Here is a 26,245-nt window from a genome sequence, read left to right as displayed (position 1 = left end):
TGAGACTTTCCTCAAACTAGATATTCTTTGATATCAGGCATCCTGCGGGTCGCCCATCTGACGATCAAAAGACTGGCGAATCAGGCCCATAACGTAGGGAAGTTCATCCAGGGTGGACAAGCCGACTTCCACGTCGCCATTGCCCCAACGACCAAGGTTGGTGACATCTGTGCACAGCCCTTTGGGATCATCAATCTCGCTGAATGGCATATTTAGTGACAGACGCAAGCGTCTGGCTTGAGGGACAACATCCACGAAGTTTGTCTCTGCCTTATAGGCGACGTAGAGTTTGAGGTATTCCTCGTAGATGCACGGGTCCAACTCCAGAATTTCTTTGCGCAAGGCGTCAAACAGTGTGCGAATGCTGCCGCTGGTCAGGTGCGGATGATCGTCGATGCTGTAGTGCTGCCCTGCGTTGGTTGCCGAAGGGCGATAGGCATCAAGAATACTGCTATCCAATTGCGGTGCAGCCCATACTTTGGCGGCGTCTCTAGCAAGGCGTTCGGCGCGTGCATGGATGGCTGCTTCATCCCACTTTTCCACCTCACCCAACCCTTCGTTGATGTTGAGGGCGCTGTACTTGAAGCCAATTTTCTTGCCATCGGCATTGATGACCTGATCCCGCTTGTAGGAAAATGGATAGTCGCTATACTCGCTGTTATATCCCGTCAAAGTGAGATTTCCCAAGGTGTGCAAATACTTCTGCTGAGTCTGTTTCCAATCGGGGCCGAGCTCCGCCTGCCACGCTGGTGACAGTACTTCGTTCTGAGGCAAAATGTGCTCGATGGTGTAGTCCTCAACCACGATTCGCTCTTTGCGCCCGTGGTTTTCAAGACGACGCAACCAATAGCTACGACTGCGGAAGTTGTACAAATCACGTTGTTTGAGTTCACGATGGAACTCCTCGTCCCCAGGGAAGCGTCGATAGGACGGCAACAACAGAAACGCCGCTCGCACACTCTCCAGATAACGGTCTTTTTTCAGTGTCCGGCTTAGACCTGAGAAGGTTTTGTTCAGCGAGTTGGTAGGAATGGCGCAGATGGCGCGGCGAAACACGTAGCTTTCAACTAAGCGAACAATGCTCACCAATTCGTCCGCAGCCAAGCGTGCTTGTTTATAGTCGTGATAGACATCAAGCAGGAAGGGATAGGCTACGTCTACCTTCAGCTCACGCAGATCGTGAAAAGCCTCTTTTAGCTTCGACGTCGTTTCCGCACCAAGCGCCATGGCGCAGTAGTAGCTGGCATAAGCGTGGATATCAGCAACAAGCGCAGTGGTATCAAGCTGGCTGGCGCGAGCGAAAGCCTTGAAGGCGGCATACACTTCGCGCACGTTGGGAATCTCACCTGTTTTGACGGTGAGATAGTGACGCATAAAGGGATCGAAGTGCGTCACGTAGGCCTTCTGACCAAACGATTTTTCCATCGGCCGCCAGTAACTCTGGTAAAGCTCAGTCTGGAGCTTTGGCTCCAACCCCATCAGGATGTAGTTACGAATCAGATCAGCCTGACTGAGCTCAAGGCCGGTGGAATTCATGCTCTCGAAGATGAGCTGGGGATTATCCTGAGCACGATCGAGCGACACTTCGACGATGAGCAATTTGGCCAACCCTTGGCAGATGGCTTTGAGCTCGTCCTGATGCTTGCTTATCAGCGCCTGAAAGAGCGTGTAGTTCTGCTCTATGCGGGTACTGATCTCCGCAGGCATCGGTGCGGACTTGATGATGGCCAACAACGTCTTCTTATCAGTTTCCGACAGAATGAGTTTGTAGTGGCGCTCGCCGTCCTCTTCAGGATTGAGGAGATAGTAATTGTGCAGCTTTCGCGCGGAGAAACTGTCCAGCAGTTCAGGCAGCTGATTGGCCTCAAAGTGCTTGGCCAGTGCTGCAATCAACAAGGTGCACGTGGTAAGGCGTTGTTGTCCGTCGATGACCAGCAGCGCTTCCTGAGTAGTGACGGTGGACAGACCTCGCTCCACATAAACGATGGAACCGATGAAATGGCCATTAATCTGCTCGTCACGACCCGACCTCAGCAAATCTGACCACAGCTGTTGGCATTGGGCTTCCGTCCAGGAGTAATTGCGCTGATATATGGGAATGACAAACTGCGGAGATTTCTTCAAGAACTTGAGCAGGTTGGTTTCGGTGGCCTTCACTTCTATTCCTCAGAGATATTGAGCGATCCGCTGACGCTCGGCCAACAGTGCTTTTAACTGGAGATTGATTTCGACTTGGCGTGCCATCTGCCTTTCCTTCGTGCCTTGTGCCCGCAGGCGGCTGATCTCGGCTTCAAGCCGCTCGCAATCAGCCAATGCCTGCCGACGCGCCACAGCCTGCTCCGGCGTTGCCGTGGTTCGGTAGTTTCCTGTCCACTGCGCAGCCTGCAGGGCCTGCACACAATCCATCCAGCCTTGATAGAGAGCGTGCAACGAGGTCTTGGGTTGGTGTGCAATCGACAAGGACTGCACGAAGGCATGCTCGGCTTCGGAGCGTGCAGCGGCATCGGTCGCCGTGGCATCGGCGGTTGCGTGGAATAGCAAGGTCGACGTCAGGCTGCCGTCGAGCACCACTTTGCTGGCTTCGTTCTGCGCCCAGCGCTTGTGGGCCAGGGACAAAGCCACCGTTTGTCCTTCAACCAACAGCAACAGCACCGGATAAGGCACCGCACGGTGCACCAGTTCAGCCAGTCTCGAACAACTGGCGGGTTTGACGGTACCCCGCAAGGTTACAACCAGTACTGCGATCTCAAGGTACTCGCGCTGCGAGTCCCGGTAGTCAGGCACGCCGATAGTGTTGGGTTTGAGCGCAGCGAACCACTGGATTTCTTCAATGGCATCGGTGATCAAGCGTTTATCGGATGCCGTAGGCACGCCATTCTCCAATAACAGTTTCTTGGGAACGCGCTGCTCTACCCGGCAACTGTCGGGCAAGCCCAATGCCTGGATAACGGCGTACGCGTCGATGACCGTCATGCTGCCTCCCTTTCCGGCAGCACGACGAGAAATGCCACCACCTCAAAATCACCACTGCCAGCGAACTCGCCTTTCATCGCGTGCGTGCCACCGGGCGTAAACAGGCTAGCCACGGCCCGTTCCTCTTGCTTCCCGGCGACGGAGGCCACAGCCGCAGCGAGTAACTTCTGGGCGTGGCGCATGTCCTCGCCGCCTTTGGTTAACTTGTCGAAACGTGCGCAGGCACTGCCATCCGGCCGTTCGCGCCCCAACGCCAGGCGCTTGAGGCGATCCAGGATGCGTTTAGCCTGCGGGTAAGGCAGCAACACGTGGCCATCATCGCCGACGTGCACCAGGTAGTGCGGCGCGAGCGGATAGTCGGACGATGCGGCGGATTTTGCCGTCGGGCCGCAGGCTTGCAGGCAAAAGATCACACCAGGGGAAATGTCGGCATCCAGCGTGGTGGTGACCGCAAAAGCACCCAGCGGCTGGGTGTCCAGCTTACCGGGGTGCGCTTTCAGGTACTGCGCGAGGTCGATGCGGAAGTCGGTCAGGGTGAGGTCGGTGATCGCCACGCCGGTGGACAGGTCTTCCATGTCGATCACCGTGTCCTGCAGCTTGAGCAGTTGCTTGCGCCGGTACTCCAGATCGTTCATGGCGTTGCCGGACTGTTGCTCGATCAGGTTTTCTTCGCCGGTGGCCGAGACATCGAGCAGCACCATGCGGCCGCTGACGCGCTGCTCCAGGTTGATGTACTCCTCCAACTCCATATTGGGCCAGAAGTTCACGAGCTGGATGCGCTGGTTGGGCGAACCGATGCGGTCGATACGCCCGAAGCGCTGGATAATGCGCACCGGGTTCCAGTGAATGTCATAGTTAATCAGCCAGTCGCAGTCCTGCAGGTTCTGCCCTTCAGAGATGCAATCGGTGGCGATCAGCAAGTCGATTTCGCCTTCATCCGCCAGGTCTTGCGGGCGCTCCTTGGCGCGCGGTGCGAAGGCTGAGAGCACGTCTCCCATGTTCTTGCGCAGACCTGGCAAGGTGGACTGGATGCCGGAGCTGCCGGTGACGACCGCTGCGTGCATGCCCTGCTTATCCCTGGCCCAGGGGGCAAGTTGGGCGTAGAGATAGTGCGCCGTATCCGAGAAGGCGGTGAACACAATGATCTTGCGGTTGGCTTTACCATCGTGGGTGTTGATGGGTTCGGCGCATTTGCGGGCAATCATGTCGCGCAAGGCCGCCAGCTTGGCATCACGGGCGGCATCCACTTGGCGCGCTGCAGCCAGCAGAGTCGCCAGGCGGTTGCGGTCTTCCAGTAGGTCCTGCTTCCAGCGGATCAGATCCACATCGCCCAGCAGCACCTTGACTTTACGACCGACCAGCAAGGTCTCAAACGCCGGATCGTCGATATCGACGTCGGCAATGTCGATTTCCTCCAGCGCTTCGGCGTGGGATTCGATGCGTGCCAGTGTGTTCTCTACATCCTTGAGTTGGCGCTGCACGGTCAGGGTGAAGGCCGATACACAGCTTTCCATGCGTTTAAGCACGTTCACGCGCAGCAGGTGGATCAGGCTTTCCTCACGATCGGCTTGCCGGAAAAAACCTTCGCCACCACGCACCTGGGTGCTGTATTTGGCGTCGTAGGCGGCCTGCTTGTGGGGCAGCACATAACGCAGCGGCGCGTAGCTGGCGAGCGTGAGCCGACGGATTTCCTGGTTGATATCGCGGATGGCACGAAATTCGCCCGCAAGATCCACGTCGGCCTTGATATTGATGGGCGGCAGCCGGTCGGGGAAGCGGCCGGTCTCACTGGTACCGTAATACTTCTCCACATGCCGTCTAGAGCGGGCAATGGTGAGATGGTCCAACAGGGTGAAGTAGTCGAACCCCAGCATTTCTACCAACTGACCGGGAGTCTTTTCAGCTTCGTCCAGCGCCAGCCAGCGATTGAATTGCGCCTGTGCCTTGCGGGTCGTGGCCTCAATGCTGGCGATGCCATGCTCGATCAGGGCGGCGTCATCGCCTTCAGTGGCGAAGGCAATCTGGTTGCGCAGGTCGGCCAAGCGATTGTTCACCGGCGTGGCCGAGAGCATCAGCACGCGGGTCTTGACGCCTTCACGGATGATGCATCGCATCAGGCGGTCGTAGCGCGATTCCTTGCCCTTATGCGTGGCCTTGTTGCGGAAGTTGTGCGACTCGTCGATCACCACCAGATCATAGTTGCCCCAGTTCACATGAGACAGGTCGATGTCACCCGACAGGCCGCCATCACGCGACAGATCGGTGTGGTTGAGCACGTCGTAGTTGAACCGGTCTGCCGCAAGGATGTTGCGCTTGTCGTTGGCCTTGTAGAGCGTCCAGTTGTCGCGCAGGCGTTTGGGCGCCAGCACCAGAACGCGGTCGTTGCGCAGCTCGTGATACTTGATGATGGCCAGAGCTTCAAAGGTTTTACCCAGCCCTACACTGTCGGCGATGATGCAGCCGCCAAAGCGGTTCAGCTTGTCGATGGCACCCACCACACCATCGCGCTGAAACTTGAACAGCTTTTTCCACACTACGGCATTGCGAATGCCGGTGGCAGACTTGACGATGCGCTCCTCGTCCATCTCGTCACCGCTGTCTTGAAACAAGCGGTCCAACATCAAGGTGTAGATGGTGAAGGGATCGCGGTGCTCACCTAGGGCCTGCAGTGCTTCAAGGATGGACTCGCTCTCGTTGCGCTGGCCTTTGTAGTCGGTAGCATCAGCACCATGCAAGCCTGACCACTGGTGATCAAACCATTGGGCGAGCTGCGTGGCTTCGTCAACCGTTTCTGATGCCTGGATCAGGTTCAGCGGGTTGCCCGGCGTCAGGCCAAGGCCAGACGTGTTGAAAGCAAAAGAACCCAGAATCACTTGCGCAGGAGCCCCGTCCGGCCCGCGCATGACGGCAGCCCCCTGCGGCACCCCTTTTGATGCCCACCGAAGCTCCACTTTCTCAGTGATCCATTTCGCGCATTGATTGGCCAACCAGCGTGCCTGCAAACGATTACGCGCAGCGCGGTCGCCCTCCGTACCCAAGAGTTCGAGTGCCTCGCTATCAGGAGGCACGATCAATTGAACTCGATCCAGAGCGGACAACGCCTCCCGGATTTCTGCAAAGGCGTAGAGAGAAAAAGAAGGCGTTACACAGTCGAGTCGGTTGCCGTGCTTGAGGTGAGGCCTCATCAAGTCGATGACGCGCTGTGTTCCGATGTTTTGGATTAGCTTCATGAACGCCTTCGCTCACTTCTAAATATTTTTTTTCGCGAGGAGGAATCACCTCCTGCATACCTGTAAAGCGTAGTGCGAGAGATTCTGTACCGATGCGCATCTTACTTAAAATCAGCCAAAGGTACGACGTTAGGGCTATTTAATACTGTCACGAAGTTTACTGATTGTGAGTGCCGAGCCCATAATAGTGACTGCCGCTTGAATTCCGCCTGGCAAGGAGACCCTGACGTCTTGACTAACCGATTCCTGCCATCTCAAACCTGCGTTAGTAAAAATTACGCTCAATCACTCACGATCACCCCAGTAGAACTCCCAACTAGGATCTAACCGATCCAGCGGGTCAGGAACATCTGGTGCGGCCAAATTATTTCCAGTTTCCTTGCTACTTGAATTAATTAACAACAGTAAGAAATCAACTAGTAGCGTGGCTCCTATCCATGTCACTCGAGCAAGAAAAATACTTCCATGTCGTGCTAGTTTCAAAGCATACTTCATCTGCCTTAACCCTCCTCACAATCAGTATTACTAGCGATTCCCACGTATCATTCTGTCCAGCTATTCAGATCAGCTAGAGCCTTATCCATTAGATGTTCTGTACCCACATCAACCTTATCTGCCTTGGCTGCTATTTGCGCCTGAAGAAAGCATACCTTCGCAAAGCTAGGCTGACGTGTGTCAGGCACCCAGAGTTGCACTGGGCGCAACCCAGCCCGCCGGAGCAAAACACACTTCTTCTGAACTCTTGCGTGTACGTTTGCCATCTTAAATACCTTAGACCCAGAGTGCGGCAACCTCTCATTGCGTGAAACGGGAAGTCTGACAATTACTGGATATCCTTTAAGGTCGTAGTCTACGAGAAGCAGTTTAACGATTTTCTCTGGTGTGCCATATCCGAAGCACGTAGATAAACGAATCCTGAAGCTCATAACGAATTTCATACTCTCCGACCAGAATTCGCCTTACCTCACGTGGCTCAAACATAAAGAGCTGCTCACCAATGCGTGGATTGCTCAGTAAAATGCTCGGGGCCTTGGTCAGTTTTTGCACGGCACGAGCAGCAGCAGGTTTATTCACCACGGCCAAAAACTCATACAGGCGCTCTAAATCAGAAAGCGCCTTACTAGTCCACTTTAATTTCATCAGCGTGGCAGTGGCAACTGCTGCTCAGTACCAAGACTCTCAGCCCAAGCCTGTACAGCTTGGTGGTCAATGACACAACCCTTGTCGACATCAACCAACGCCTCTTGGGTCAGTCTCGTGCGCTCCTCTTCTTGGGCTATCCAGGCTGAAAGAGCCTGCTTCATGATCCAGCCACGCGAGCGATCAAGACGAGCAGCCATCTGGTCTACCTTGGTAGCCAACGGAAGCGGTACATGTGCGGTAAGTACCTTAGTTGCTGCTGTCATATAACACCTCCAATCGAGACTCGAGTTGTCAAACCGAGTACCTAGCCCAACGTAAAAAATATATTTTAATCATAACGATTAAAACTCAATCGATCAAGGTTGCTTGACAATACCCCAGAAGTCACGCGCAGCTCCAGCATTACGGTGCAAAGTGCGGGTACCCATCCTAGCCATCACCACATCATGTGGCACACTAGGTCGACTGTCTTCCAAAGAGTCGGTAATCTCAGCGGCAAGCCATTGATTGTAGGCGGTAGCCCCATGCGAGTCTCGTAATGCTTCCGCTCTAATTTTAGGATTGCACACTTCGGCTTTTTGCAACAAATTCAACCTCCCTTCTAGGCTAGGAAAACCAGGAGTCAATAGTATGAGTCGATTATATTCATTAGAGGAGTTAGTTCCTCCATACCCCCCTCCCCCTCCACGTCGCGAGTATGAAAGATACCACCCCATCTCGGAACATGACACAGCCCAAACCTTAACAATAAGCCTGGATCTGCTCACTCAGGCGTTAGATGGGGATCCCATATGGTGCACAGTCAAAGCAGACCGAGTTTCAGACAAGACATATAAACCAAGCAAGTACGACAGAGCTGTGGCCTCAGTAGCGAACAACGAAACTCTCTATATGCCTTGGCTGACATTCCGTGGAGGACGTACAAGAATTATGGATGGTCGACATCGGCTATACGCATTACTGGACGCTGGTTACACTCACGTGCCAGTCAAGGTAGACCCCGAAAATCTCCTGATGGTCTCCACTCTCGTCGAGGTAAAGACCCTCTACTCAGTATGATACTTACCCTCTGATTTCATTACTGAAACCGGAGGGCTCTTTGCTTTCTCAAAGAGCTGTATTCATAGCCAGACCATAGTTGAAAACCTTTAAAGTTATTGTATTGTGCAATACAAATTCATACTTCAGAACCGCTATGAACACGAAAACGGTACCGACCCATCAAACATATACCGAGCTGCAACAAGCCTACGATCATTTTAATACCGCCCTATTCGACGGTAGGTTGCCTAACTGTTTGATTACTTTGCAACGCGAGAAACGCTCAATGGGCTATTTCTCAAGCCAGCGATTTGTAGATGCTCAAGGCACCTATACAGACGAAATAGCGATGAACCCGGCCTACTTTGCCGTCGTGCCCTTGATCGAAACCATGCAAACTTTGGTACATGAAATGTGCCATCTCTGGCAATTCCATTTCGGTAAGCCTGGGCGTGGCAGGTATCACAATGAAGAGTGGGCCTCGAAAATGGAGGCGATTGGACTGATGCCATCTTCGACTGGCCAACCTGGTGGCGCTCGTACTGGCCAACTCATGGCTGATTATGCGATTGAGGATGGCAAATTTGTGAAAGCGTGCGCCGATCTGCTCACCCAGTCATTCTGTCTGACCTGGTACGATCGCTTCTCACATGCTGACGCACCTCGTAGCGCCGCTGAGAACTTGGACAGCTCAGTAGGAGGTGGGGCTCCTCCATACATCGCACTTCCAGCGCTCACTCAAGCGTTGACATCCGGTGCCGCCTCCACGAGCAACGCCGCCCAGAGCGACGAGAGTATGCCGGTAAAACCCACCGGCAATTCAAACCGATGGAAGTACGTCTGCCCATGCGGCACAAGCGTCTGGGGTAAACCAAAGTTGAAGATTATCTGCGGATCCTGTGAAAGCACATTCACATCGCCGGACGCCGCTCGACTAAACGCCAACAGCGAATCGGCCTAGAATTGATTTAAAGGCTTGTCAAGTCGAAACCCTCGGTTATGTGCCCAAGGGTTTGAACAGACACACACTTCATGCGGCCCTACAGTGGCCACATGGACCCATTCGACACCCCTCCTCCACTATCGCAGGCTGCTGCCAGCCACATTGCGCCTCCTGCTTCTACGCGAGAGACAGAACTTATTTGGGCGGGCACAGAAGGCCAGCTGGTCAATCTCGGCTGGTTCATTGTCGCCATCCTGTTTTGCTGGACAGTCATTCCTGTCCTATGGGCGATATACCGATATCTTAAAGTTGCCAATCATCGGTATGAGCTAACGAACCAGCGCTTGCTTGAATACAGCGGAATCATCGTCAAGCATGTTGAAACCCTGGAGTTGTATCGGGTCAAGGACATAGCCGTTTCGGGCACTCTCCTTCAAGCATTATTTGGCCGTGGCCGCGTCATTTTGCAAACCACCGACGTCTCAACGCCAACAGTCCACTTGAGCGCTATTACCAGCCCACAGCACGTATCCCAACTTCTTCGTGACGCGGTAGAACATTGCCGCGTAGCCCGTGGCGTACGCGCCTTTGATTACTGAAAACCAGGAACTTGCCAAACAATGATCGCGCCTACCTCTTCTCGTTCTCCTCTGCTGATGCGACTCGTTGCCAGCGCAAGCCTTGGCCTTGGCCTGGGCCTGGCCACAGCATCGTGGGCTCAGGGAGTACCGCCTGACGTACAAGCTGCCATCGAGCAGCACACGCAAGGGTCTGTACCGATCGATAGCATCTCCACTACACCTATTCCCGGCATGTACCAGGTCGTCAGTGGCAACGAAATTTTCTATAGCGATTCGACCGGACGGTACGCATTTGTTGGGGGGGCCCTCATGGACATGAAAGACCGCCGCGATGTGACCGCACCAGCCCTGGAGAAGCTCAACACGATTCCATGGGAATCACTACCGCTAAGCCAAGCTATCGTGGAAGTTCATGGCAATGGACAACGCAAGATGGCTGTTTTTGAGGACCCGCTCTGCCCCATCTGCCGCGTGTTCACAAAATTCGTCGATCAACTGGAAAACGTGACGGTCTATCGTTTTATCTTTCCCGTTATTGACCCTCAATCGGCCCCAATCGCCCGCAAAGCCTGGTGCTCGCCAGATCGAAACACTGCCTGGAACATGGTCATGAATGGACGAAACATAGACGGTCGTGAAGATTGCGACATCACTGGGCTCGTGGAGATTCTAAAGTTTGGAGAAGCAAACAATATTGCTAACACACCTACAGTTATATTGGGCAACGGAAAGCGGCTAGTTGGAGCAACACCTCCAGAGCAATTTATTGCAGAATTAGATGCCTCTTAAAAATCACGCTAAGGAAATAGGAAATGAAAATAAGCACAGCGTCAATTCTAGCAATTGCCATCACGTTGGCCAGTACAAATGCAACACTGGCCCAAACTAGCATGAACCTTAAGGATGACACAACAGATCATCTGCGATGGCGGCCCATGGCTATAGCTTCATTTAATTACGGCAGAATAAATGTTCCTGATGTATCGCGTGCAGATATGAACCTAGCAAGAACCGTCTGGAATAAAGAAATCAACTCTGCCCCCCTAGACGATGACGGAACAAAATTGCCTTCTTTCATCTTAGTTAGCTCAGTTACGAATCAAGGTGTGCAGTACACATTTTCAATCTTTAGTTCAGCTGGAACACCAGGATGCGTTGAGCCTGGTAATGGCAGTGGGATTGAAGACATGTACGAGACATGCCCATTGCGAGTGACAGAATTTCAAGGCTCTCAGTCGCACACTCAAGAGTTTCAAAACTATTGTCATCTCTATCCCTTTCCACCTGACCACCCTGGCGATGTCAATCAAACAGAATTTGCATTTGACGAAAAAAATATGACGGCACATTTCCGAGTTATCCAGCACGGAAAACACGTACCGGCATGCGATCGCAAATTGACATTACGGTAGAAAAAGCATGTTCAGGAACTTTTATCACTTTAAAAAGTTAGTATGGTCTTTCCTTGGCTTTACTTTCTCAGTTGTCACTATTGCTGCAACCCTTGTCACTGCTGAGCAAGTTGCCCAAGCGATAAAAAATTCTCCACATGCCAGTCCGTGGCTAAAAGCCAATGCAGATGCCGTTGGACGCTTGGCTATGTTCGAATCAGGTGGCGGACAACTAGATGTTTACAATGGCTCATGCTGCTCAGGCATTTTGCAAATGAATAAAACCAATATTCAAAAATATGCCAAGGTATCTCCCGAGGAGTTCAGGACATGGGGGTTACAGGAGCAAGTAGATGCCTGGTCAAAACTGACCACTAAAGCCATGCAAGCACAAGCACCGAAGACACTTGCGGGGCTGGGAACGTTCGATGGCCGAGAAGTCGATGGTGATATGGTTCTAGCGTGCGTGCAACTCGGGATCGGAAACTGCCAGAAAATGATCAACTCAGGCAGTTGCAACGGCTTTGCGGATATAAATGGGACAACCATTTGCAAAATGGCTGACCGAATACGGAATGGCCCACCTACGGGCAATAACGGCGATCCTGTTGACGACATCATTCGACCAAACCCTGATCAAGGTGGCACCTACCGGCCACCTGTCGATCCGTGTATCCGTGAGGGTGAAGGCTGCCTGCCTTTAACCGAAAGCCTGGAGCAAGGATTTGCATCTGGATCTGGCGTCAGCATGGGCAATTTAAGAGCGATCATTTTTGCGATATCAACTGCTTTTGTTACCCTTATCTTGATGTCGTTTATTACGGCGCTTTTTCGCAACTACTCAACTGGTTCAATCGAAAAGGTCGAACTTGTAAGTGGCGTACAGAAAACCATCATGATCGGAATGTCATTCATTGTTGTGATGTCGTTGTTCTAACTCCAGAAAAAAAGTTAGCCAGGCTGCTGGTGCCTGGACAACATCCACGTTAGAAAGGCCACCTCTCAGTTTCGCCGGTTGAGAGATAATAAAGAGGAACGCATGAGAAAAGAATTCAACTCCATCACCGAAATACAAAATGAAATTGCTCGACTACAACGTGATGCCGATAAATTGAAGCAGAAAACAAGATCTAAAGTAATCAGCGATATGCTTCGCTTGATGAAGGAGCACGACCTGACACTTGAAGATATTGCCCAGGCGTTTCACAAAAACCCGTTAAAGACGAAAGCAGTATCGAAAATCAGGTATCAACACCCAGATGGTCATACGTGGACTGGTAGAGGACGCACGCCGACATGGATCAAGCAAATTGAATCGGAAGGCCGTTCCCGTGAAGACTTTGCAGTTAAAAATGGTTGAGCCAATGCGATTTTTAGTGCGACTAGTTGACAGCGGTGCACCTCACGATTTAGGGCACTGTTGCAAATAGTCGGTGGTGATAAACTTATCATCCCCTTTTGCTGATGGAGCTGCACATGAACCCATTCAAAGGCCGGCATTTTCAGCGTGACATCATTCTGTGGGCCGTACGCTGGTACTGCAAATACGGCATCAGTTACCGTGAGCTGCAGGAGATGCTGGCTGAACGCGGAGTGAATGTCGATCACTCCACGATTTACCGCTGGGTTCAGCGTTATGCGCCTGAAATGGAAAAACGGCTGCGCTGGTACTGGCGTAACCCTTCCGATCTTTGCCCGTGGCACATGGATGAAACCTACGTGAAGGTCAATGGCCGCTGGGCGTATCTGTACCGGGCCGTCGACAGCCGGGGCCGCACTGTCGATTTTTATCTCTCCTCCCGTCGTAACAGCAAAGCTGCATACCGGTTTCTGGGTAAAATCCTCAACAACGTGAAGAAGTGGCAGATCCCGCGATTCATCAACACGGATAAAGCGCCCGCCTATGGTCGCGCGCTTGCTCTGCTCAAACGCGAAGGCCGGTGCCCGTCTGACGTTGAACACCGACAGATTAAGTACCGGAACAACGTGATTGAATGCGATCATGGCAAACTGAAACGGATAATCGGCGCCACGCTGGGATTTAAATCCATGAAGACGGCTTACGCCACCATCAAAGGTATTGAGGTGATGCGTGCACTACGCAAAGGCCAGGCCTCAGCATTTTATTATGGTGATCCCCTGGGCGAAATGCGCCTGGTAAGCAGAGTTTTTGAAATGTAAGGCCTTTGAATAAGACAAAAGGCTGCCTCATCGCTAACTTTGCAACAGTGCCCCTTCAACAGTGATAAGGCGGCACCAGAGAAAAATCACTCAGGGTCAATGCCAGCGCTTCGTTAATACAGATGTAGGTGTTCCACAGGGTAGCCAGCAGCATCCTGCGATGCAGATCCGGAACATAATGGTGCAGGGCGCTGACTTCCGGTGCCAGCAGATATTTTGGCAGTTTGCCTTGGATCAGAGCCATCTGACGCAGGGCTAGTGCAGCCGGATAGTCAATAGCTACCGGCAGCGGTGCGGACTGTTGTAACTCAGAATAAGAAATGAGGCCGCTCATGGCGTTGACTCTCAGTCATAGTATCGTGGTATCACCGGTTGGTTCCACTCTCTGTTGCGGGCAACTTCAGCAGCACGTAGGGGACTTCCGCGTTTCCAGACTTTACGAAACACGGAAACCGAAGACCATTCATGTTGTTGCTCAGGTCGCAGACGTTTTGCAGCAGCAGTCGCTTCACGTTCGCTCGCGTATCGGTGATTCATTCTGCTAACCAGTAAGGCAACCCCGCCAGCCTAGCCGGGTCCTCAACGACAGGAGCACGATCATGCGCACCCGTGGCCAGGACCCAACGCTGCCCGAGATGCGCCGCGTGCGGCTGCTGGAGATGGCGGACGCGATGGATATGTTCTGCCAAGGGTTGGTTTGCGCATTCACAGTTCTCCGCAAGAATTGATTGGCTCCAATTCTTGGAGTGGTGAATCCGTTAGCGAGGTGCCGCCGGCTTCCATTCAGGTCGAGGTGGCCCGGCTCCATGCACCGCGACGCAACGCGGGGAGGCAGACAAGGTATAGGGCGGCGCCTACAATCCATGCCAACCCGTTCCATGTGCTCGCCGAGGCGGCATAAATCGCCGTGACGATCAGCGGTCCAATGATCGAAGTTAGGCTGGTAAGAGCCGCGAGCGATCCTTGAAGCTGTCCCTGATGGTCGTCATCTACCTGCCTGGACAGCATGGCCTGCAACGCGGGCATCCCGATGCCGCCGGAAGCGAGAAGAATCATAATGGGGAAGGCCATCCAGCCTCGCGTCGCGAACGCCAGCAAGACGTAGCCCAGCGCGTCGGCCGCCATGCCGGCGATAATGGCCTGCTTCTCGCCGAAACGTTTGGTGGCGGGACCAGTGACGAAGGCTTGAGCGAGGGCGTGCAAGATTCCGAATACCGCAAGCGACAGGCCGATCATCGTCGCGCTCCAGCGAAAGCGGTCCTCGCCGAAAATGACCCAGAGCGCTGCCGGCACCTGTCCTACGAGTTGCATGATAAAGAAGACAGTCATAAGTGCGGCGACGATAGTCATGCCCCGCGCCCACCGGAAGGAGCTGACTGGGTTGAAGGCTCTCAAGGGCATCGGTCGACGCTCTCCCTTATGCGACTCCTGCATTAGGAAGCAGCCCAGTAGTAGGTTGAGGCCGTTGAGCACCGCCGCCGCAAGGAATGGTGCATGCAAGGAGATGGCGCCCAACAGTCCCCCGGCCACGGGGCCTGCCACCATACCCACGCCGAAACAAGCGCTCATGAGCCCGAAGTGGCGAGCCCGATCTTCCCCATCGGTGATGTCGGCGATATAGGCGCCAGCAACCGCACCTGTGGCGCCGGTGATGCCGGCCACGATGCGTCCGGCGTAGAGGATCCACAGGACGGGTGTGGTCGCCATGATCGCGTAGTCGATAGTGGCTCCAAGTAGCGAAGCGAGCAGGACTGGGCGGCGGCCAAAGCGGTCGGACAGTGCTCCGAGAACGGGTGCGCATAGAAATTGCATCAACGCATATAGCGCTAGCAGCACGCCATAGTGACTGGCGATGCTGTCGGAATGGACGATATCCCGCAAGAGGCCCGGCAGTACCGGCATAACCAAGCCTATGCCTACAGCATCCAGGGTGACGGTGCCGAGGATGACGATGAGCGCATTGTTAGATTTCATACACGGTGCCTGACTGCGTTAGCAATTTAACTGTGATAAACTACCGCATTAAAGCTTATCGATGATAAGCTGTCAAACATGAGAATTCGCGAATGAACAAGCTCCAACGCGAGGCCGTGATCCGAACCGCGCTCGAACTGCTTAACGACGTGGGCATGGAAGGTCTAACGACGCGCCGACTGGCTGAGCGCCTCGGGGTGCAACAGCCAGCGCTCTACTGGCATTTCAAGAACAAGCGTGCGTTGCTCGACGCACTTGCCGAAGCCATGCTGACGATAAATCACACGCATTCGACGCCAAGGGATGACGACGACTGGCGTTCGTTCCTGAAGGGCAATGCATGCAGTTTTCGACGGGCGTTGCTCGCTTATCGCGATGGCGCGCGTATTCATGCCGGGACGCGGCCAGCCGCGCCGCAGATGGAAAAAGCCGACGCGCAGCTTCGCTTCCTTTGCGATGCTGGCTTTTCGGCAGGTGACGCGACCTATGCGTTGATGGCAATCAGCTACTTCACCGTCGGCGCTGTTCTTGAGCAGCAAGCTAGCGAGGCAGACGCCGAGGAGCGGGGCGAAGATCAGTTGACCACCTCAGCGTCTACGATGCCGGCGCGCCTACAGAGCGCGATGAAAATCGTCTACGAAGGCGGTCCGGACGCGGCATTCGAGCGAGGCCTGGCTCTCATCATCGGCGGTCTTGAAAAAATGAGGCTCACTACGAACGACATTGAGGTGCTGAAGAATGTTGACGAATGACAGGGGGCGGCAGGTGCGGAGGGCGCGGTTGCTTCGTCATATGAAGCAAAGTCACCTAGCTGAATTAATGGGTGTGGATCAGGCAACCGTGTCGCGCTGGGAGCGGGGCACCCTTGCATTGTCGGATGGGAGGTGGTCAGCGGTTCTTCAATTGCTTACCGGGCCTTCCGATTCATCGTACGACGCTGCGCTGAAGCGTCTGGTGCAATCCTCCGCCCACAAAGTCCATCTGGTAGCGACCGGACACATTGTTTGCTCGCGGCATCTCCGGCCAGGCAAAGGGAATTGCGGATTGACCTAGCCGAACTCCTTGGTAAATCGCTGCGTGTTTATGCGTCCCCGAGATAGTTGCGGCCGACTCTGCGCTTAATGGGCTCGGTTGGCATGAGGGGCGGCTGGGGTCACTCGAGGTGGATACCGGCCCGAACTGGAGCGAGGAACTTCCATACTGCCAAGGCGAATGCTGTGGGAGCGCATCATGCTCGCTGATGGTAGCCCGGCACTACTTGTTACCACCACAGCTTAATGCGAAGGGTGCTCCTGTTCTTGTGCATATTTTATGCGCTGCTGATTGTGCATCGAACTGATAACCTCAACGGGTCTGCTTTGTAGGGCACTGTTGCAAATAGTCGGTGGTGATAAACTTATCATCCCCTTTTGCTGATGGAGCTGCACATGAACCCATTCAAAGGCCGGCATTTTCAGCGTGACATCATTCTGTGGGCCGTACGCTGGTACTGCAAATACGGCATCAGTTACCGTGAGCTGCAGGAGATGCTGGCTGAACGCGGAGTGAATGTCGATCACTCCACGATTTACCGCTGGGTTCAGCGTTATGCGCCTGAAATGGAAAAACGGCTGCGCTGGTACTGGCGTAACCCTTCCGATCTTTGCCCGTGGCACATGGATGAAACCTACGTGAAGGTCAATGGCCGCTGGGCGTATCTGTACCGGGCCGTCGACAGCCGGGGCCGCACTGTCGATTTTTATCTCTCCTCCCGTCGTAACAGCAAAGCTGCATACCGGTTTCTGGGTAAAATCCTCAACAACGTGAAGAAGTGGCAGATCCCGCGATTCATCAACACGGATAAAGCGCCCGCCTATGGTCGCGCGCTTGCTCTGCTCAAACGCGAAGGCCGGTGCCCGTCTGACGTTGAACACCGACAGATTAAGTACCGGAACAACGTGATTGAATGCGATCATGGCAAACTGAAACGGATAATCGGCGCCACGCTGGGATTTAAATCCATGAAGACGGCTTACGCCACCATCAAAGGTATTGAGGTGATGCGTGCACTACGCAAAGGCCAGGCCTCAGCATTTTATTATGGTGATCCCCTGGGCGAAATGCGCCTGGTAAGCAGAGTTTTTGAAATGTAAGGCCTTTGAATAAGACAAAAGGCTGCCTCATCGCTAACTTTGCAACAGTGCCTTCTACGGCACGTTTGAAGGCGCGCTGAAAGGTCTGGTCATACATGTGATGGCGACGCACGACACCGCTCCGTGGATCGGTCGAATGCGTGTGCTGCGCAAAAACCCAGAACCACGGCCAGGAATGCCCGGCGCGCGGATACTTCCGCTCAAGGGCGTCGGGAAGCGCAACGCCGCTGCGGCCCTCGGCCTGGTCCTTCAGCCACCATGCCCGTGCACGCGACAGCTGCTCGCGCAGGCTGGGTGCCAAGCTCTCGGGTAACATCAAGGCCCGATCCTTGGAGCCCTTGCCCTCCCGCACGATGATCGTGCCGTGATCGAAATCCAGATCCTTGACCCGCAGTTGCAAACCCTCACTGATCCGCATGCCCGTTCCATACAGAAGCTGGGCGAACAAACGATGCTCGCCTTCCAGAAAACCGAGGATGCGAACCACTTCATCCGGGGTCAGCACCACCGGCAAGCGCCGCGACGGCCGAGGTCTTCCGATCTCCTGAAGCCAGGGCAGATCCGTGCACAGCACCTTGCCGTAGAAGAACAGCAAGGCCGCCAATGCCTGACGATGCGTGGAGACCGAAACCTTGCGCTCGTTCGCCAGCCAGGACAGAAATGCCTCGACTTCGCTGCTGCCCAAGGTTGCCGGGTGACGCACACCGTGGAAACGGATGAAGGCACGAACCCAGTGGACATAAGCCTGTTCGGTTCGTAAACTGTAATGCAAGTAGCGTATGCGCTCACGCAACTGGTCCAGAACCTTGACCGAACGCAGCGGTGGTAACGGCGCAGTGGCGGTTTTCATGGCTTGTTATGACTGTTTTTTTGTACAGTCTATGCCTCGGGCATCCAAGCAGCAAGCGCGTTACGCCGTGGGTCGATGTTTGATGTTATGGAGCAGCAACGATGTTACGCAGCAGGGCAGTCGCCCTAAAACAAAGTTAGACATCATGAGGGTAGCGGTGACCATCGAAATTTCGAACCAACTATCAGAGGTGCTAAGCGTCATTGAGCGCCATCTGGAATCAACGTTGCTGGCCGTGCATTTGTACGGCTCCGCAGTGGATGGCGGCCTGAAGCCATACAGCGATATTGATTTGTTGGTTACTGTGGCCGTAAAGCTTGATGAAACGACGCGGCGAGCATTGCTCAATGACCTTATGGAGGCTTCGGCTTTCCCTGGCGAGAGCGAGACGCTCCGCGCTATAGAAGTCACCCTTGTCGTGCATGACGACATCATCCCGTGGCGTTATCCGGCTAAGCGCGAGCTGCAATTTGGAGAATGGCAGCGCAATGACATTCTTGCGGGTATCTTCGAGCCAGCCATGATCGACATTGATCTAGCTATCCTGCTTACAAAAGCAAGAGAACATAGCGTTGCCTTGGTAGGTCCGGCAGCGGAGGAATTCTTTGACCCGGTTCCTGAACAGGATCTATTCGAGGCGCTGAGGGAAACCTTGAAGCTATGGAACTCGCAGCCCGACTGGGCCGGCGATGAGCGAAATGTAGTGCTTACGTTGTCCCGCATTTGGTACAGCGCAATAACCGGCAAAATCGCGCCGAAGGATGTCGCTGCCGACTGGGCAATAAAACGCCTACCTGCCCAGTATCAGCCCGTCTTACTTGAAGCTAAGCAAGCTTATCTGGGACAAAAAGAAGATCACTTGGCCTCACGCGCAGATCACTTGGAAGAATTTATTCGCTTTGTGAAAGGCGAGATCATCAAGTCAGTTGGTAAATGATGTCTAACAATTCGTTCAAGCCGACCGCGCTACGCGCGGCGGCTTAACTCCGGCGTTAGATGCACTAAGCACATAATTGCTCACAGCCAAACTATCAGGTCAAGTCTGCTTTTATTATTTTTAAGCGTGCATAATAAGCCCTACACAAATTGGGAGATATATCATGAAAGGCTGGCTTTTTCTTGTTATCGCAATAGTTGGCGAAGTAATCGCAACATCCGCATTAAAATCTAGCGAGGGCTTTACTAAGCTTGCCCCTTCCGCCGTTGTCATAATCGGTTATGGCATCGCATTTTATTTTCTTTCTCTGGTTCTGAAATCCATCCCTGTCGGTGTTGCTTATGCAGTCTGGTCGGGACTCGGCGTCGTCATAATTACAGCCATTGCCTGGTTGCTTCATGGGCAAAAGCTTGATGCGTGGGGCTTTGTAGGTATGGGGCTCATAATTGCTGCCTTTTTGCTCGCCCGATCCCCATCGTGGAAGTCGCTGCGGAGGCCGACGCCATGGTGACGGTGTTCGGCATTCTGAATCTCACCGAGGACTCCTTCTTCGATGAGAGCCGGCGGCTAGACCCCGCCGGCGCTGTCACCGCGGCGATCGAAATGCTGCGAGTCGGATCAGACGTCGTGGATGTCGGACCGGCCGCCAGCCATCCGGACGCGAGGCCTGTATCGCCGGCCGATGAGATCAGACGTATTGCGCCGCTCTTAGACGCCCTGTCCGATCAGATGCACCGTGTTTCAATCGACAGCTTCCAACCGGAAACCCAGCGCTATGCGCTCAAGCGCGGCGTGGGCTACCTGAACGATATCCAAGGATTTCCTGACCCTGCGCTCTATCCCGATATTGCTGAGGCGGACTGCAGGCTGGTGGTTATGCACTCAGCGCAGCGGGATGGCATCGCCACCCGCACCGGTCACCTTCGACCCGAAGACGCGCTCGACGAGATTGTGCGGTTCTTCGAGGCGCGGGTTTCCGCCTTGCGACGGAGCGGGGTCGCTGCCGACCGGCTCATCCTCGATCCGGGGATGGGATTTTTCTTGAGCCCCGCACCGGAAACATCGCTGCACGTGCTGTCGAACCTTCAAAAGCTGAAGTCGGCGTTGGGGCTTCCGCTATTGGTCTCGGTGTCGCGGAAATCCTTCTTGGGCGCCACCGTTGGCCTTCCTGTAAAGGATCTGGGTCCAGCGAGCCTTGCGGCGGAACTTCACGCGATCGGCAATGGCGCTGACTACGTCCGCACCCACGCGCCTGGAGATCTGCGAAGCGCAATCACCTTCTCGGAAACCCTCGCGAAATTTCGCAGTCGCGACGCCAGAGACCGAGGGTTAGATCATGCCTAGCATTCACCTTCCGGCCGCCCGCTAGCGGACCCTGGTCAGGTTCCGCGAAGGTGGGCGCAGACATGCTGGGCTCGTCAGGATCAAACTGCACTATGAGGCGGCGGTTCATACCGCGCCAGGGGAGCGAATGGACAGCGAGGAGCCTCCGAACGTTCGGGTCGCCTGCTCGGGTGATATCGACGAGGTTGTGCGGCTGATGCACGACGCTGCGGCGTGGATGTCCGCCAAGGGAACGCCCGCCTGGGACGTCGCGCGGATCGACCGGACATTCGCGGAGACCTTCGTCCTGAGATCCGAGCTCCTAGTCGCGAGTTGCAGCGACGGCATCGTCGGCTGTTGCACCTTGTCGGCCGAGGATCCCGAGTTCTGGCCCGACGCCCTCAAGGGGGAGGCCGCATATCTGCACAAGCTCGCGGTGCGACGGACACATGCGGGCCGGGGTGTCAGCTCCGCGCTGATCGAGGCTTGCCGCCATGCCGCGCGAACGCAGGGGTGCGCCAAGCTGCGGCTCGACTGCCACCCGAACCTGCGTGGCCTATACGAGCGGCTCGGATTCACCCACGTCGACACTTTCAATCCCGGCTGGGATCCAACCTTCATCGCAGAACGCCTAGAACTCGAAATCTAACGTCCGTTCGGGCATCGAGGTCCATGTCGGGGTGGGACGGGCCCGTGGCTTCAAGATCACTTGCAGTCCGACCGCGATGTCTTGGTTGCGCGAGAGGTTGTCGATATCCTCCACTTCCATCATCAACCCTGGATAATGCCGCCGCCGTCATCGCCGCCGACGCCCGTGCCGGGCTTTTCGGGCCTGTCAGGCTTGCTCGGCCTTCAGCCTGCCTGGGCGAGATCTCCGGCGGACGGATTAACGGCGGAGCTTCGCCGCCTTTCGTGCGTGTGAAGGCCGAAGATAGTTCTCTCAAAAACATCCGTTTATGAGAGATACCAAATGTCATTTTCAGAAGACGACTGCACCAGTTGATTGGGCGTAATGGCTGTTGTGCAGCCAGCTCCTGACAGTTCAATATCAGAAGTGATCTGCACCAATCTCGACTATGCTCAATACTCGTGTGGGCTCTGTTGCAAAAATCGTGAAGCTTGAGCATGCTTGGCGGAGATTGGACGGACGGAACGATGACGGATTTCAAGTGGCGCCATTTCCAGGGTGATGTGATCCTGTGGGCGGTGCGCTGGTATTGTCGCTATCCGATCAGCTATCGCGACCTTGAGGAAATGCTGGCGGAACGCGGCATTTCGGTCGACCATACGACGATCTATCGCTGGGTCCAGTGCTACGCCCCGGAGATGGAGAAGCGGCTGCGCTGGTTCTGGCGGCGTGGCTTTGATCCGAGCTGGCGCCTGGATGAAACCTACGTCAAGGTGCGGGGCAAGTGGACCTACCTGTACCGGGCAGTCGACAAGCGGGGCGACACGATCGATTTCTACCTGTCGCCGACCCGCAGCGCCAAGGCAGCGAAGCGGTTCCTGGGCAAGGCCCTGCGAGGCCTGAAGCACTGGGAAAAGCCTGCCACGCTCAATACCGACAAAGCGCCGAGCTATGGTGCAGCGATCACCGAATTGAAGCGCGAAGGAAAGCTGGACCGGGAGACGGCCCACCGGCAGGTGAAGTATCTCAATAACGTGATCGAGGCCGATCACGGAAAGCTCAAGATACTGATCAAGCCGGTGCGCGGTTTCAAATCGATCCCCACGGCCTATGCCACGATCAAGGGATTCGAAGTCATGCGAGCCCTGCGCAAAGGACAGGCTCGCCCCTGGTGCCTGCAGCCCGGCATCAGGGGCGAGGTGCGCCTTGTGGAGAGAGCTTTTGGCATTGGGCCCTCGGCGCTGACGGAGGCCATGGGCATGCTCAACCACCATTTCGCAGCAGCCGCCTGATCGGCGCAGAGCGACAGCCTACCTCTGACTGCCGCCAATCTTTGCAACAGAGCCTCCGTCGCCATGCTCACCTCGCTTTGGTGCACACGAGTATTGAGCATAGTCGAGATTGGTGCAGATCACTTCTGATATTGAACTGTCAGGAGCTGGCTGCACAACAGCCATTACGCCCAATCAACTGGTGCAGTCGTCTTCTGAAAATGACAACAGCAACCAGGAAAGCCCGGCATTGACCGGGCTTTTTTGTACCTGGCACATAAGGGTTATCTTTTTGGGCTAGGCACTTATAAGCCGACATTTTGAGCTATGAGCCACCGGCGATAAAATGGAACTTTGAGGCATACCCAACTTAACTAAGTGAGGCTCGACGCTAGTATGGAAACCAAAATCACGATTACTCGCTATAACGTCACGGCGATGATTGGCTGGGCTGGGATATGCGTTGGCTTGATCGGGTGCGCGGTGCAATATTTCGTGCCGTCGCCTGTAGGTTTTGCCTTGCTTGCGATTGGGCTTGTCGGTGGCGGTATCACAGTCTCGCTTGCTGGAACAATCAAAACAGTGACCACGCGGCGAGTGAAACTGCGCTCTCCCACTGACTCAGATAGCTGACCCATACCCAAAATGACCAGTCAAAAAGGTGACGGCGTGAATAGGCAGAGAAGTATTACGGTGTTTATGGCATTGCTCTGTTTTGGCGGTGGCGTTGCCAATGCAGTATCGGCCATCCATCTTTTTATGGCTCACACGGACTTCCAACAATTTCTATGGCACGCAGCAACCGCAGTGCTAGCTTTTGGCTTTGCGATTGTTGCTCTGCTTACTAGGCGAAATATAAATAATGAGCCCAAGTGAACACCAGGCACCGGGTGCTGCCCTCAAGGTGGCACGCATCTACATGCGCGTGAGTACGGAGGACCAGGACCTAAACCGGCAGGATGCCATCGTAGAGAGCACGAAAGCAGCCGGCTTTTACATCGCCGGCATTTACCGCGAGAAAGCCAGCGGCGCACGGGCCGATCGCGCCGAGCTACTGCGCCTGATTGCCGACCTGCAACCAGGTGAAGTCGTGGTTGCGGAAAAGATCGACCGAATCAGCCGCTTGCCGCTTGTAGAGGCCGAACGCCTAGTAGCCTCGATCAGGGCCAAAGGCGCCAGGCTGGCCGTGCCTGGTGTTGTGGATTTGACGGAGCTGGCAGCCGAGGCGAAAGGCGTGGCCAAGGTTGTCCTGGAATCCGTCCAGGACATGCTTTTGAAGCTGGCGTTGCAGATTGCACGCGACGACTACGAGGATCGGCGCGAGCGGCAGCGACAAGGCGTGGAGCTGGCCAAGGATGCTGGGCGTTATGCTGGCCGCAAAGCTGACACCCAAATGCACGATCGGATTATTGCGCTGCGGTCTGCAGGCCATAGTATTGCTGCTACGGCAAGATTGGCCGGATGCAGCGCAAGTCAGGTCAAGAGAGTTTGGGCGCTTCATCAACCATTGGCGCGGTCGGCCGGGTCGTAGTGTCCCATGCTCTAAAAACTTACTGAGATACAAGCAGAAATGACTTTTCAGTTTTATTCTGTAAAATCACTGTTTATTTATCCAGTAAAAATTATGAATACTCCACTTCCTGTGACGCAGCTTCCAGTTCAGGTCTGGGCAATTTCTGCGACTGTACAGTGTGGATTCCCAAGCCCTGCGGAAGACCATACCCAAAAACGGCTCGACCTCAATGAGTTGCTGATTCATCAGCCTGACGCGACATTTTTCATGCGCGTGCGTGGCCCATCCATGCGTGACGCCGGGATAGACGACGGGGACTACGTGGTAATCGATAGATCTCTGGAGGCAAAGCACGGCAATGTCGTCTTAGCCGTTATCGATGGTGAGTTCACGATCAAACGCTTGTTTCGTCGGGCTGGTCGGGCGAAGCTACAGGCAGCGAACCCGACATTTACCGATATCGAGTTCCGTGATGGGCAAGAGTTGATCGTTTGGGGGGTAGTGACATGGACGCTCAAAGGCCTGTTACCCGCATAGCACTCATCGATGGGAATTCGTTTTATTGCTCCTGCGAACGTGCGATGCGCCCAGCATATGAAGGGCGGCCGTTGGTTGTGCTTTCCAACAACGATGGCTGTGCTATCGCCAGGACGCAAGAGGCCAAAGACTTGGGTATCAAAATGGGTGCCCCTTGGTTCCAGATCAAGCACTTGGCCGATACTCATGGCCTGATCGCACTATCTGCGAATTTCAGCCTTTACGGCGACCTGAGTAGCAGGATGATGAATGTGATTGGCCAATTCTCACCACTCCAAGAAATTTACTCGATCGATGAGTCATTTCTTGATTTGACCGGGGTGCCCGGCACGGGGCGAGAGATTGGAAGCGAAATCCGCCAGCGCGTAAGGCAGTGGGTTGGGATTCCAACATGCGTGGGCATCGGGCCGACAAAGACGTTGGCCAAGCTGGCAAACCACTTGGCTAAAAAGATGCCGCGCTTACAGGGTGTGTGCGATTTGTCAGGGCTGGCCACGGCGGACTTGATGCGTGCAATCCGCCATGTGCCAATTGACGAGGTCTGGGGTGTGGGCAGGAAGCTGGCGCCCAAGCTGCAGGCTTTAAACATCAATACCGCTGCTGACCTGGCCCAAGCCGACTGGCGTGTAATGCGGGACCGATTCTCAATTGTTGTGGCCAAGACCGCCAGGGAGCTATTCGGAGAAAGCTGCCTCGAATGGGAAGAGGTGCCAGCAGACAAGCAGCAAATCATGTGTTCACGCTCGTTCGGCAAGCCTGTTCTTGATCTGCAGGATCTTGAACAGGCCATCAGCACGTTCACGAGTCGCGCCGCTGAGAAGCTGCGTGCCCAGGAGGGCGTGACAGCGTCAATTCTCGTGTTCATTCGCACTAGCTATTTTCGCAACGATCCCCAGTACTCCGGCGGCACAGTGGCACGCCTGTTGACGCCGACTGACAGCACGGCCAGCTTGGTACAAGCTGCGCTGCAGGGCCTGCATCAAATCTATCGTGAAGGTTTCAAATACGCAAAAGCGGGGGTTTGCCTGTTGGATCTCGCTACGCAGCAGCAAGCGGATGCGCAGCGCACCCTGTTCTCTTCCGGTGCAGTGGTCGATACATCCGACCGATCTACGCTGATGGCTGTGCTGGATGGCATCAATCAACGGTACGGTCGCAGCACAATTGCTGCTGCCAGCTCATTTGCACCAGACGATGCCGTGTGGAAAATGCGACAGGAACGCATGACCCCGGCGTACACGACGGACTGGGGCCAGATAATTGATGTCTGGAAATAGCTGACAGGCCGGTGCTTACGCTCCGATCAATACCTGCGCTCTCTGGGGATTTATATCCTCCGTCGCCCAAAAAAGGGGCGTTGCCAAGCCCTTCGTGCAAATCGCACGGGGCTTGAAACTATATACACGGCAATAGGTTAGCTCTGTTTCGTGCCGCTTGCAGAAGGCTCTGCGTTGTGAGCTAGGAGCCACATGAGAGCCCAAAGAAAGCAAGCCATGTCGCGCTGTGGCGTTGAATACTATCCAGAAGCAGCACGCTTGCTCGTCATGGCAGCCTAGCCCTTAGCGCACCACCTGAACCAAAAGGCACAACAGCAGAT

28 protein-coding genes and 2 pseudogenes are annotated in these 26,245 nt (G+C 54.7%); 20 read left to right on the top strand and 10 right to left on the bottom strand.

What is annotated here, in order from left to right; translation table 11 throughout:
* Nucleotides 1–33: 33 nt before the first annotated feature.
* From MID00_RS17765 to MID00_RS20700, 7 genes are all read right to left on the bottom strand, one after another.
* Nucleotides 34–2,157: a DUF262 domain-containing protein gene (locus MID00_RS17765; protein WP_254499225.1), complete on the bottom strand. Its 2,124-nt coding sequence runs from the start codon at nucleotides 2,155–2,157 to the stop codon at nucleotides 34–36.
* Nucleotides 2,158–2,166: 9 nt separating this feature from the next.
* Nucleotides 2,167–2,973: a DUF4391 domain-containing protein gene (locus tag MID00_RS17760; protein ID WP_254499224.1), complete on the bottom strand. Its 807-nt coding sequence runs from the start codon at nucleotides 2,971–2,973 to the stop codon at nucleotides 2,167–2,169.
* Nucleotides 2,970–6,203 carry a DEAD/DEAH box helicase gene (locus MID00_RS17755; protein ID WP_254499223.1) on the bottom strand — a complete coding sequence of 1,078 codons (3,234 nt, stop codon included), beginning with the start codon at nucleotides 6,201–6,203 and terminating at the stop codon, nucleotides 2,970–2,972. Before MID00_RS17755 ends, MID00_RS17760 begins: the two co-directional genes overlap by 4 nt.
* A gap of 542 nt (nucleotides 6,204–6,745) precedes the next feature.
* A complete protein-coding gene (locus MID00_RS17750) occupies nucleotides 6,746–6,964 on the bottom strand; it encodes an antitoxin MazE-like protein (RefSeq protein WP_254499222.1) in 219 nt (72 codons plus the stop codon).
* A gap of 103 nt (nucleotides 6,965–7,067) precedes the next feature.
* Nucleotides 7,068–7,343 carry a type II toxin-antitoxin system RelE/ParE family toxin gene (locus tag MID00_RS17745; protein ID WP_115633685.1) on the bottom strand — a complete coding sequence of 92 codons (276 nt, stop codon included), beginning with the start codon at nucleotides 7,341–7,343 and terminating at the stop codon, nucleotides 7,068–7,070.
* Nucleotides 7,343–7,609, bottom strand: a complete 267-nt coding sequence (locus tag MID00_RS17740; protein WP_115633686.1) for a CopG family ribbon-helix-helix protein — start codon at nucleotides 7,607–7,609, stop codon at nucleotides 7,343–7,345. Before MID00_RS17740 ends, MID00_RS17745 begins: the two co-directional genes overlap by 1 nt.
* 93 nt (nucleotides 7,610–7,702) lie before the next feature.
* Nucleotides 7,703–8,062, bottom strand: a complete 360-nt coding sequence (locus MID00_RS20700) for a hypothetical protein (RefSeq protein WP_368044554.1) — start codon at nucleotides 8,060–8,062, stop codon at nucleotides 7,703–7,705.
* A 479-nt stretch (nucleotides 8,063–8,541) separates the two neighbouring features.
* On the opposite strand from MID00_RS20700, the gene MID00_RS17735 reads away from it, so the two are divergent.
* From MID00_RS17735 to MID00_RS17705, 7 genes are all read left to right on the top strand, one after another.
* The gene (locus tag MID00_RS17735) at nucleotides 8,542–9,348 is read left to right on the top strand and encodes a SprT-like domain-containing protein (RefSeq protein ID WP_254499221.1); all 807 of its coding nucleotides are present in this window, start codon (nucleotides 8,542–8,544) and stop codon (nucleotides 9,346–9,348) included.
* Between the two features lie 92 nt (nucleotides 9,349–9,440).
* Nucleotides 9,441–9,929 carry a PH domain-containing protein gene (locus MID00_RS17730; RefSeq protein WP_254499220.1) on the top strand — a complete coding sequence of 163 codons (489 nt, stop codon included), beginning with the start codon at nucleotides 9,441–9,443 and terminating at the stop codon, nucleotides 9,927–9,929.
* A 21-nt stretch (nucleotides 9,930–9,950) separates the two neighbouring features.
* The gene (locus tag MID00_RS17725) at nucleotides 9,951–10,700 is read left to right on the top strand and encodes a DsbC family protein (RefSeq protein ID WP_254499219.1); all 750 of its coding nucleotides are present in this window, start codon (nucleotides 9,951–9,953) and stop codon (nucleotides 10,698–10,700) included.
* A 23-nt stretch (nucleotides 10,701–10,723) separates the two neighbouring features.
* Nucleotides 10,724–11,323, top strand: coding sequence for a hypothetical protein (locus MID00_RS17720; protein ID WP_254499218.1), 600 nt, complete (start codon nucleotides 10,724–10,726; stop codon nucleotides 11,321–11,323).
* A gap of 7 nt (nucleotides 11,324–11,330) precedes the next feature.
* Nucleotides 11,331–12,239, top strand: a complete 909-nt coding sequence (locus MID00_RS17715) for a hypothetical protein (RefSeq protein ID WP_254499217.1) — start codon at nucleotides 11,331–11,333, stop codon at nucleotides 12,237–12,239.
* A gap of 102 nt (nucleotides 12,240–12,341) precedes the next feature.
* Nucleotides 12,342–12,662 carry an H-NS family nucleoid-associated regulatory protein gene (locus MID00_RS17710; RefSeq protein WP_254499216.1) on the top strand — a complete coding sequence of 107 codons (321 nt, stop codon included), beginning with the start codon at nucleotides 12,342–12,344 and terminating at the stop codon, nucleotides 12,660–12,662.
* 116 nt (nucleotides 12,663–12,778) lie between these two features.
* Nucleotides 12,779–13,483, top strand: coding sequence for an IS6-like element IS26 family transposase (locus MID00_RS17705; RefSeq protein ID WP_001067855.1), 705 nt, complete (start codon nucleotides 12,779–12,781; stop codon nucleotides 13,481–13,483).
* Nucleotides 13,484–13,538: 55 nt separating this feature from the next.
* On the opposite strand, the gene MID00_RS17700 is transcribed toward MID00_RS17705, so the two are convergent.
* The gene (locus tag MID00_RS17700) at nucleotides 13,539–13,817 is read right to left on the bottom strand and encodes a tyrosine-type recombinase/integrase (protein WP_000015696.1); all 279 of its coding nucleotides are present in this window, start codon (nucleotides 13,815–13,817) and stop codon (nucleotides 13,539–13,541) included.
* Nucleotides 13,818–14,082: 265 nt separating this feature from the next.
* On the opposite strand from MID00_RS17700, the gene MID00_RS20695 reads away from it, so the two are divergent.
* Complete coding sequence (locus tag MID00_RS20695; RefSeq protein WP_001260374.1) at nucleotides 14,083–14,211, top strand: type VI secretion protein; 129 nt, start codon at nucleotides 14,083–14,085, stop codon at nucleotides 14,209–14,211.
* A gap of 55 nt (nucleotides 14,212–14,266) precedes the next feature.
* On the opposite strand, the gene tet(C) is transcribed toward MID00_RS20695, so the two are convergent.
* Nucleotides 14,267–15,457: a tetracycline efflux MFS transporter Tet(C) gene (gene tet(C), locus MID00_RS17690; RefSeq protein ID WP_001297013.1), complete on the bottom strand. Its 1,191-nt coding sequence runs from the start codon at nucleotides 15,455–15,457 to the stop codon at nucleotides 14,267–14,269.
* Between the two features lie 92 nt (nucleotides 15,458–15,549).
* On the opposite strand from tet(C), the gene tetR(C) reads away from it, so the two are divergent.
* The 3 genes from tetR(C) (at nucleotide 15,550) to MID00_RS17680 (ending at nucleotide 17,589) form a co-directional block, all read left to right on the top strand.
* The gene (gene tetR(C) / locus MID00_RS17685; RefSeq protein ID WP_001038045.1) at nucleotides 15,550–16,209 is read left to right on the top strand and encodes a tetracycline resistance transcriptional repressor TetR(C); all 660 of its coding nucleotides are present in this window, start codon (nucleotides 15,550–15,552) and stop codon (nucleotides 16,207–16,209) included.
* Complete coding sequence (locus MID00_RS20690) at nucleotides 16,196–16,510, top strand: helix-turn-helix transcriptional regulator (RefSeq protein WP_061342203.1); 315 nt, start codon at nucleotides 16,196–16,198, stop codon at nucleotides 16,508–16,510. Before tetR(C) ends, MID00_RS20690 begins: the two co-directional genes overlap by 14 nt.
* Before the next feature lie 374 nt (nucleotides 16,511–16,884).
* Entirely contained in the window at nucleotides 16,885–17,589 is a 705-nt protein-coding gene (locus MID00_RS17680; protein ID WP_001067855.1) for an IS6-like element IS26 family transposase, read from the top strand.
* Between the two features lie 52 nt (nucleotides 17,590–17,641).
* Here the strand turns inward: MID00_RS17680 and intI1 are convergent.
* A pseudogene (gene intI1, locus MID00_RS17675) lies at nucleotides 17,642–18,439 on the bottom strand (class 1 integron integrase IntI1); the annotation flags it as partial.
* A 145-nt stretch (nucleotides 18,440–18,584) separates the two neighbouring features.
* Between intI1 and MID00_RS17670 the strand changes: the two are divergent.
* The 9 genes and pseudogenes from MID00_RS17670 to MID00_RS17620 all read left to right on the top strand — a co-directional run bounded on the left by MID00_RS17670 (nucleotide 18,585) and on the right by MID00_RS17620 (nucleotide 25,925).
* Nucleotides 18,585–19,423 (top strand): annotated as a pseudogene (locus tag MID00_RS17670) (AadA family aminoglycoside 3''-O-nucleotidyltransferase).
* Between the two features lie 116 nt (nucleotides 19,424–19,539).
* A complete protein-coding gene (locus MID00_RS17665) occupies nucleotides 19,540–19,887 on the top strand; it encodes a quaternary ammonium compound efflux SMR transporter QacE delta 1 (RefSeq protein WP_000679427.1) in 348 nt (115 codons plus the stop codon).
* Nucleotides 19,881–20,720 carry a sulfonamide-resistant dihydropteroate synthase Sul1 gene (gene sul1 / locus MID00_RS17660; protein WP_000259031.1) on the top strand — a complete coding sequence of 280 codons (840 nt, stop codon included), beginning with the start codon at nucleotides 19,881–19,883 and terminating at the stop codon, nucleotides 20,718–20,720. The genes MID00_RS17665 and sul1 overlap by 7 nt, the downstream gene beginning before the upstream one ends.
* Before the next feature lie 127 nt (nucleotides 20,721–20,847).
* Nucleotides 20,848–21,348 carry a GNAT family N-acetyltransferase gene (locus MID00_RS17655; protein ID WP_000376623.1) on the top strand — a complete coding sequence of 167 codons (501 nt, stop codon included), beginning with the start codon at nucleotides 20,848–20,850 and terminating at the stop codon, nucleotides 21,346–21,348.
* A gap of 506 nt (nucleotides 21,349–21,854) precedes the next feature.
* The gene (locus tag MID00_RS17645; protein ID WP_001389365.1) at nucleotides 21,855–22,619 is read left to right on the top strand and encodes an IS6-like element IS6100 family transposase; all 765 of its coding nucleotides are present in this window, start codon (nucleotides 21,855–21,857) and stop codon (nucleotides 22,617–22,619) included.
* A 375-nt stretch (nucleotides 22,620–22,994) separates the two neighbouring features.
* Nucleotides 22,995–23,231, top strand: a complete 237-nt coding sequence (locus tag MID00_RS17635; RefSeq protein WP_254499215.1) for a hypothetical protein — start codon at nucleotides 22,995–22,997, stop codon at nucleotides 23,229–23,231.
* A gap of 229 nt (nucleotides 23,232–23,460) precedes the next feature.
* Nucleotides 23,461–24,129: a recombinase family protein gene (locus tag MID00_RS17630; protein ID WP_045929848.1), complete on the top strand. Its 669-nt coding sequence runs from the start codon at nucleotides 23,461–23,463 to the stop codon at nucleotides 24,127–24,129.
* Between the two features lie 39 nt (nucleotides 24,130–24,168).
* Complete coding sequence (locus tag MID00_RS17625) at nucleotides 24,169–24,648, top strand: LexA family protein (RefSeq protein WP_368044553.1); 480 nt, start codon at nucleotides 24,169–24,171, stop codon at nucleotides 24,646–24,648.
* Entirely contained in the window at nucleotides 24,618–25,925 is a 1,308-nt protein-coding gene (locus MID00_RS17620; RefSeq protein ID WP_254499214.1) for a Y-family DNA polymerase, read from the top strand. The genes MID00_RS17625 and MID00_RS17620 overlap by 31 nt, the downstream gene beginning before the upstream one ends.
* The last annotated feature ends 320 nt before the right edge of the window (nucleotides 25,926–26,245 follow it).

Origin of the sequence: Alcaligenes sp. NLF5-7 (assembly GCF_024266725.1) — a bacterium.
GTDB classification, from domain to species: Bacteria; Pseudomonadota; Gammaproteobacteria; order Burkholderiales; family Burkholderiaceae_B; genus Alcaligenes; species Alcaligenes phenolicus.
Note: the sequence above shows the minus strand (reverse complement) of the source record. Positions and strands in the feature narration are given on the sequence as shown.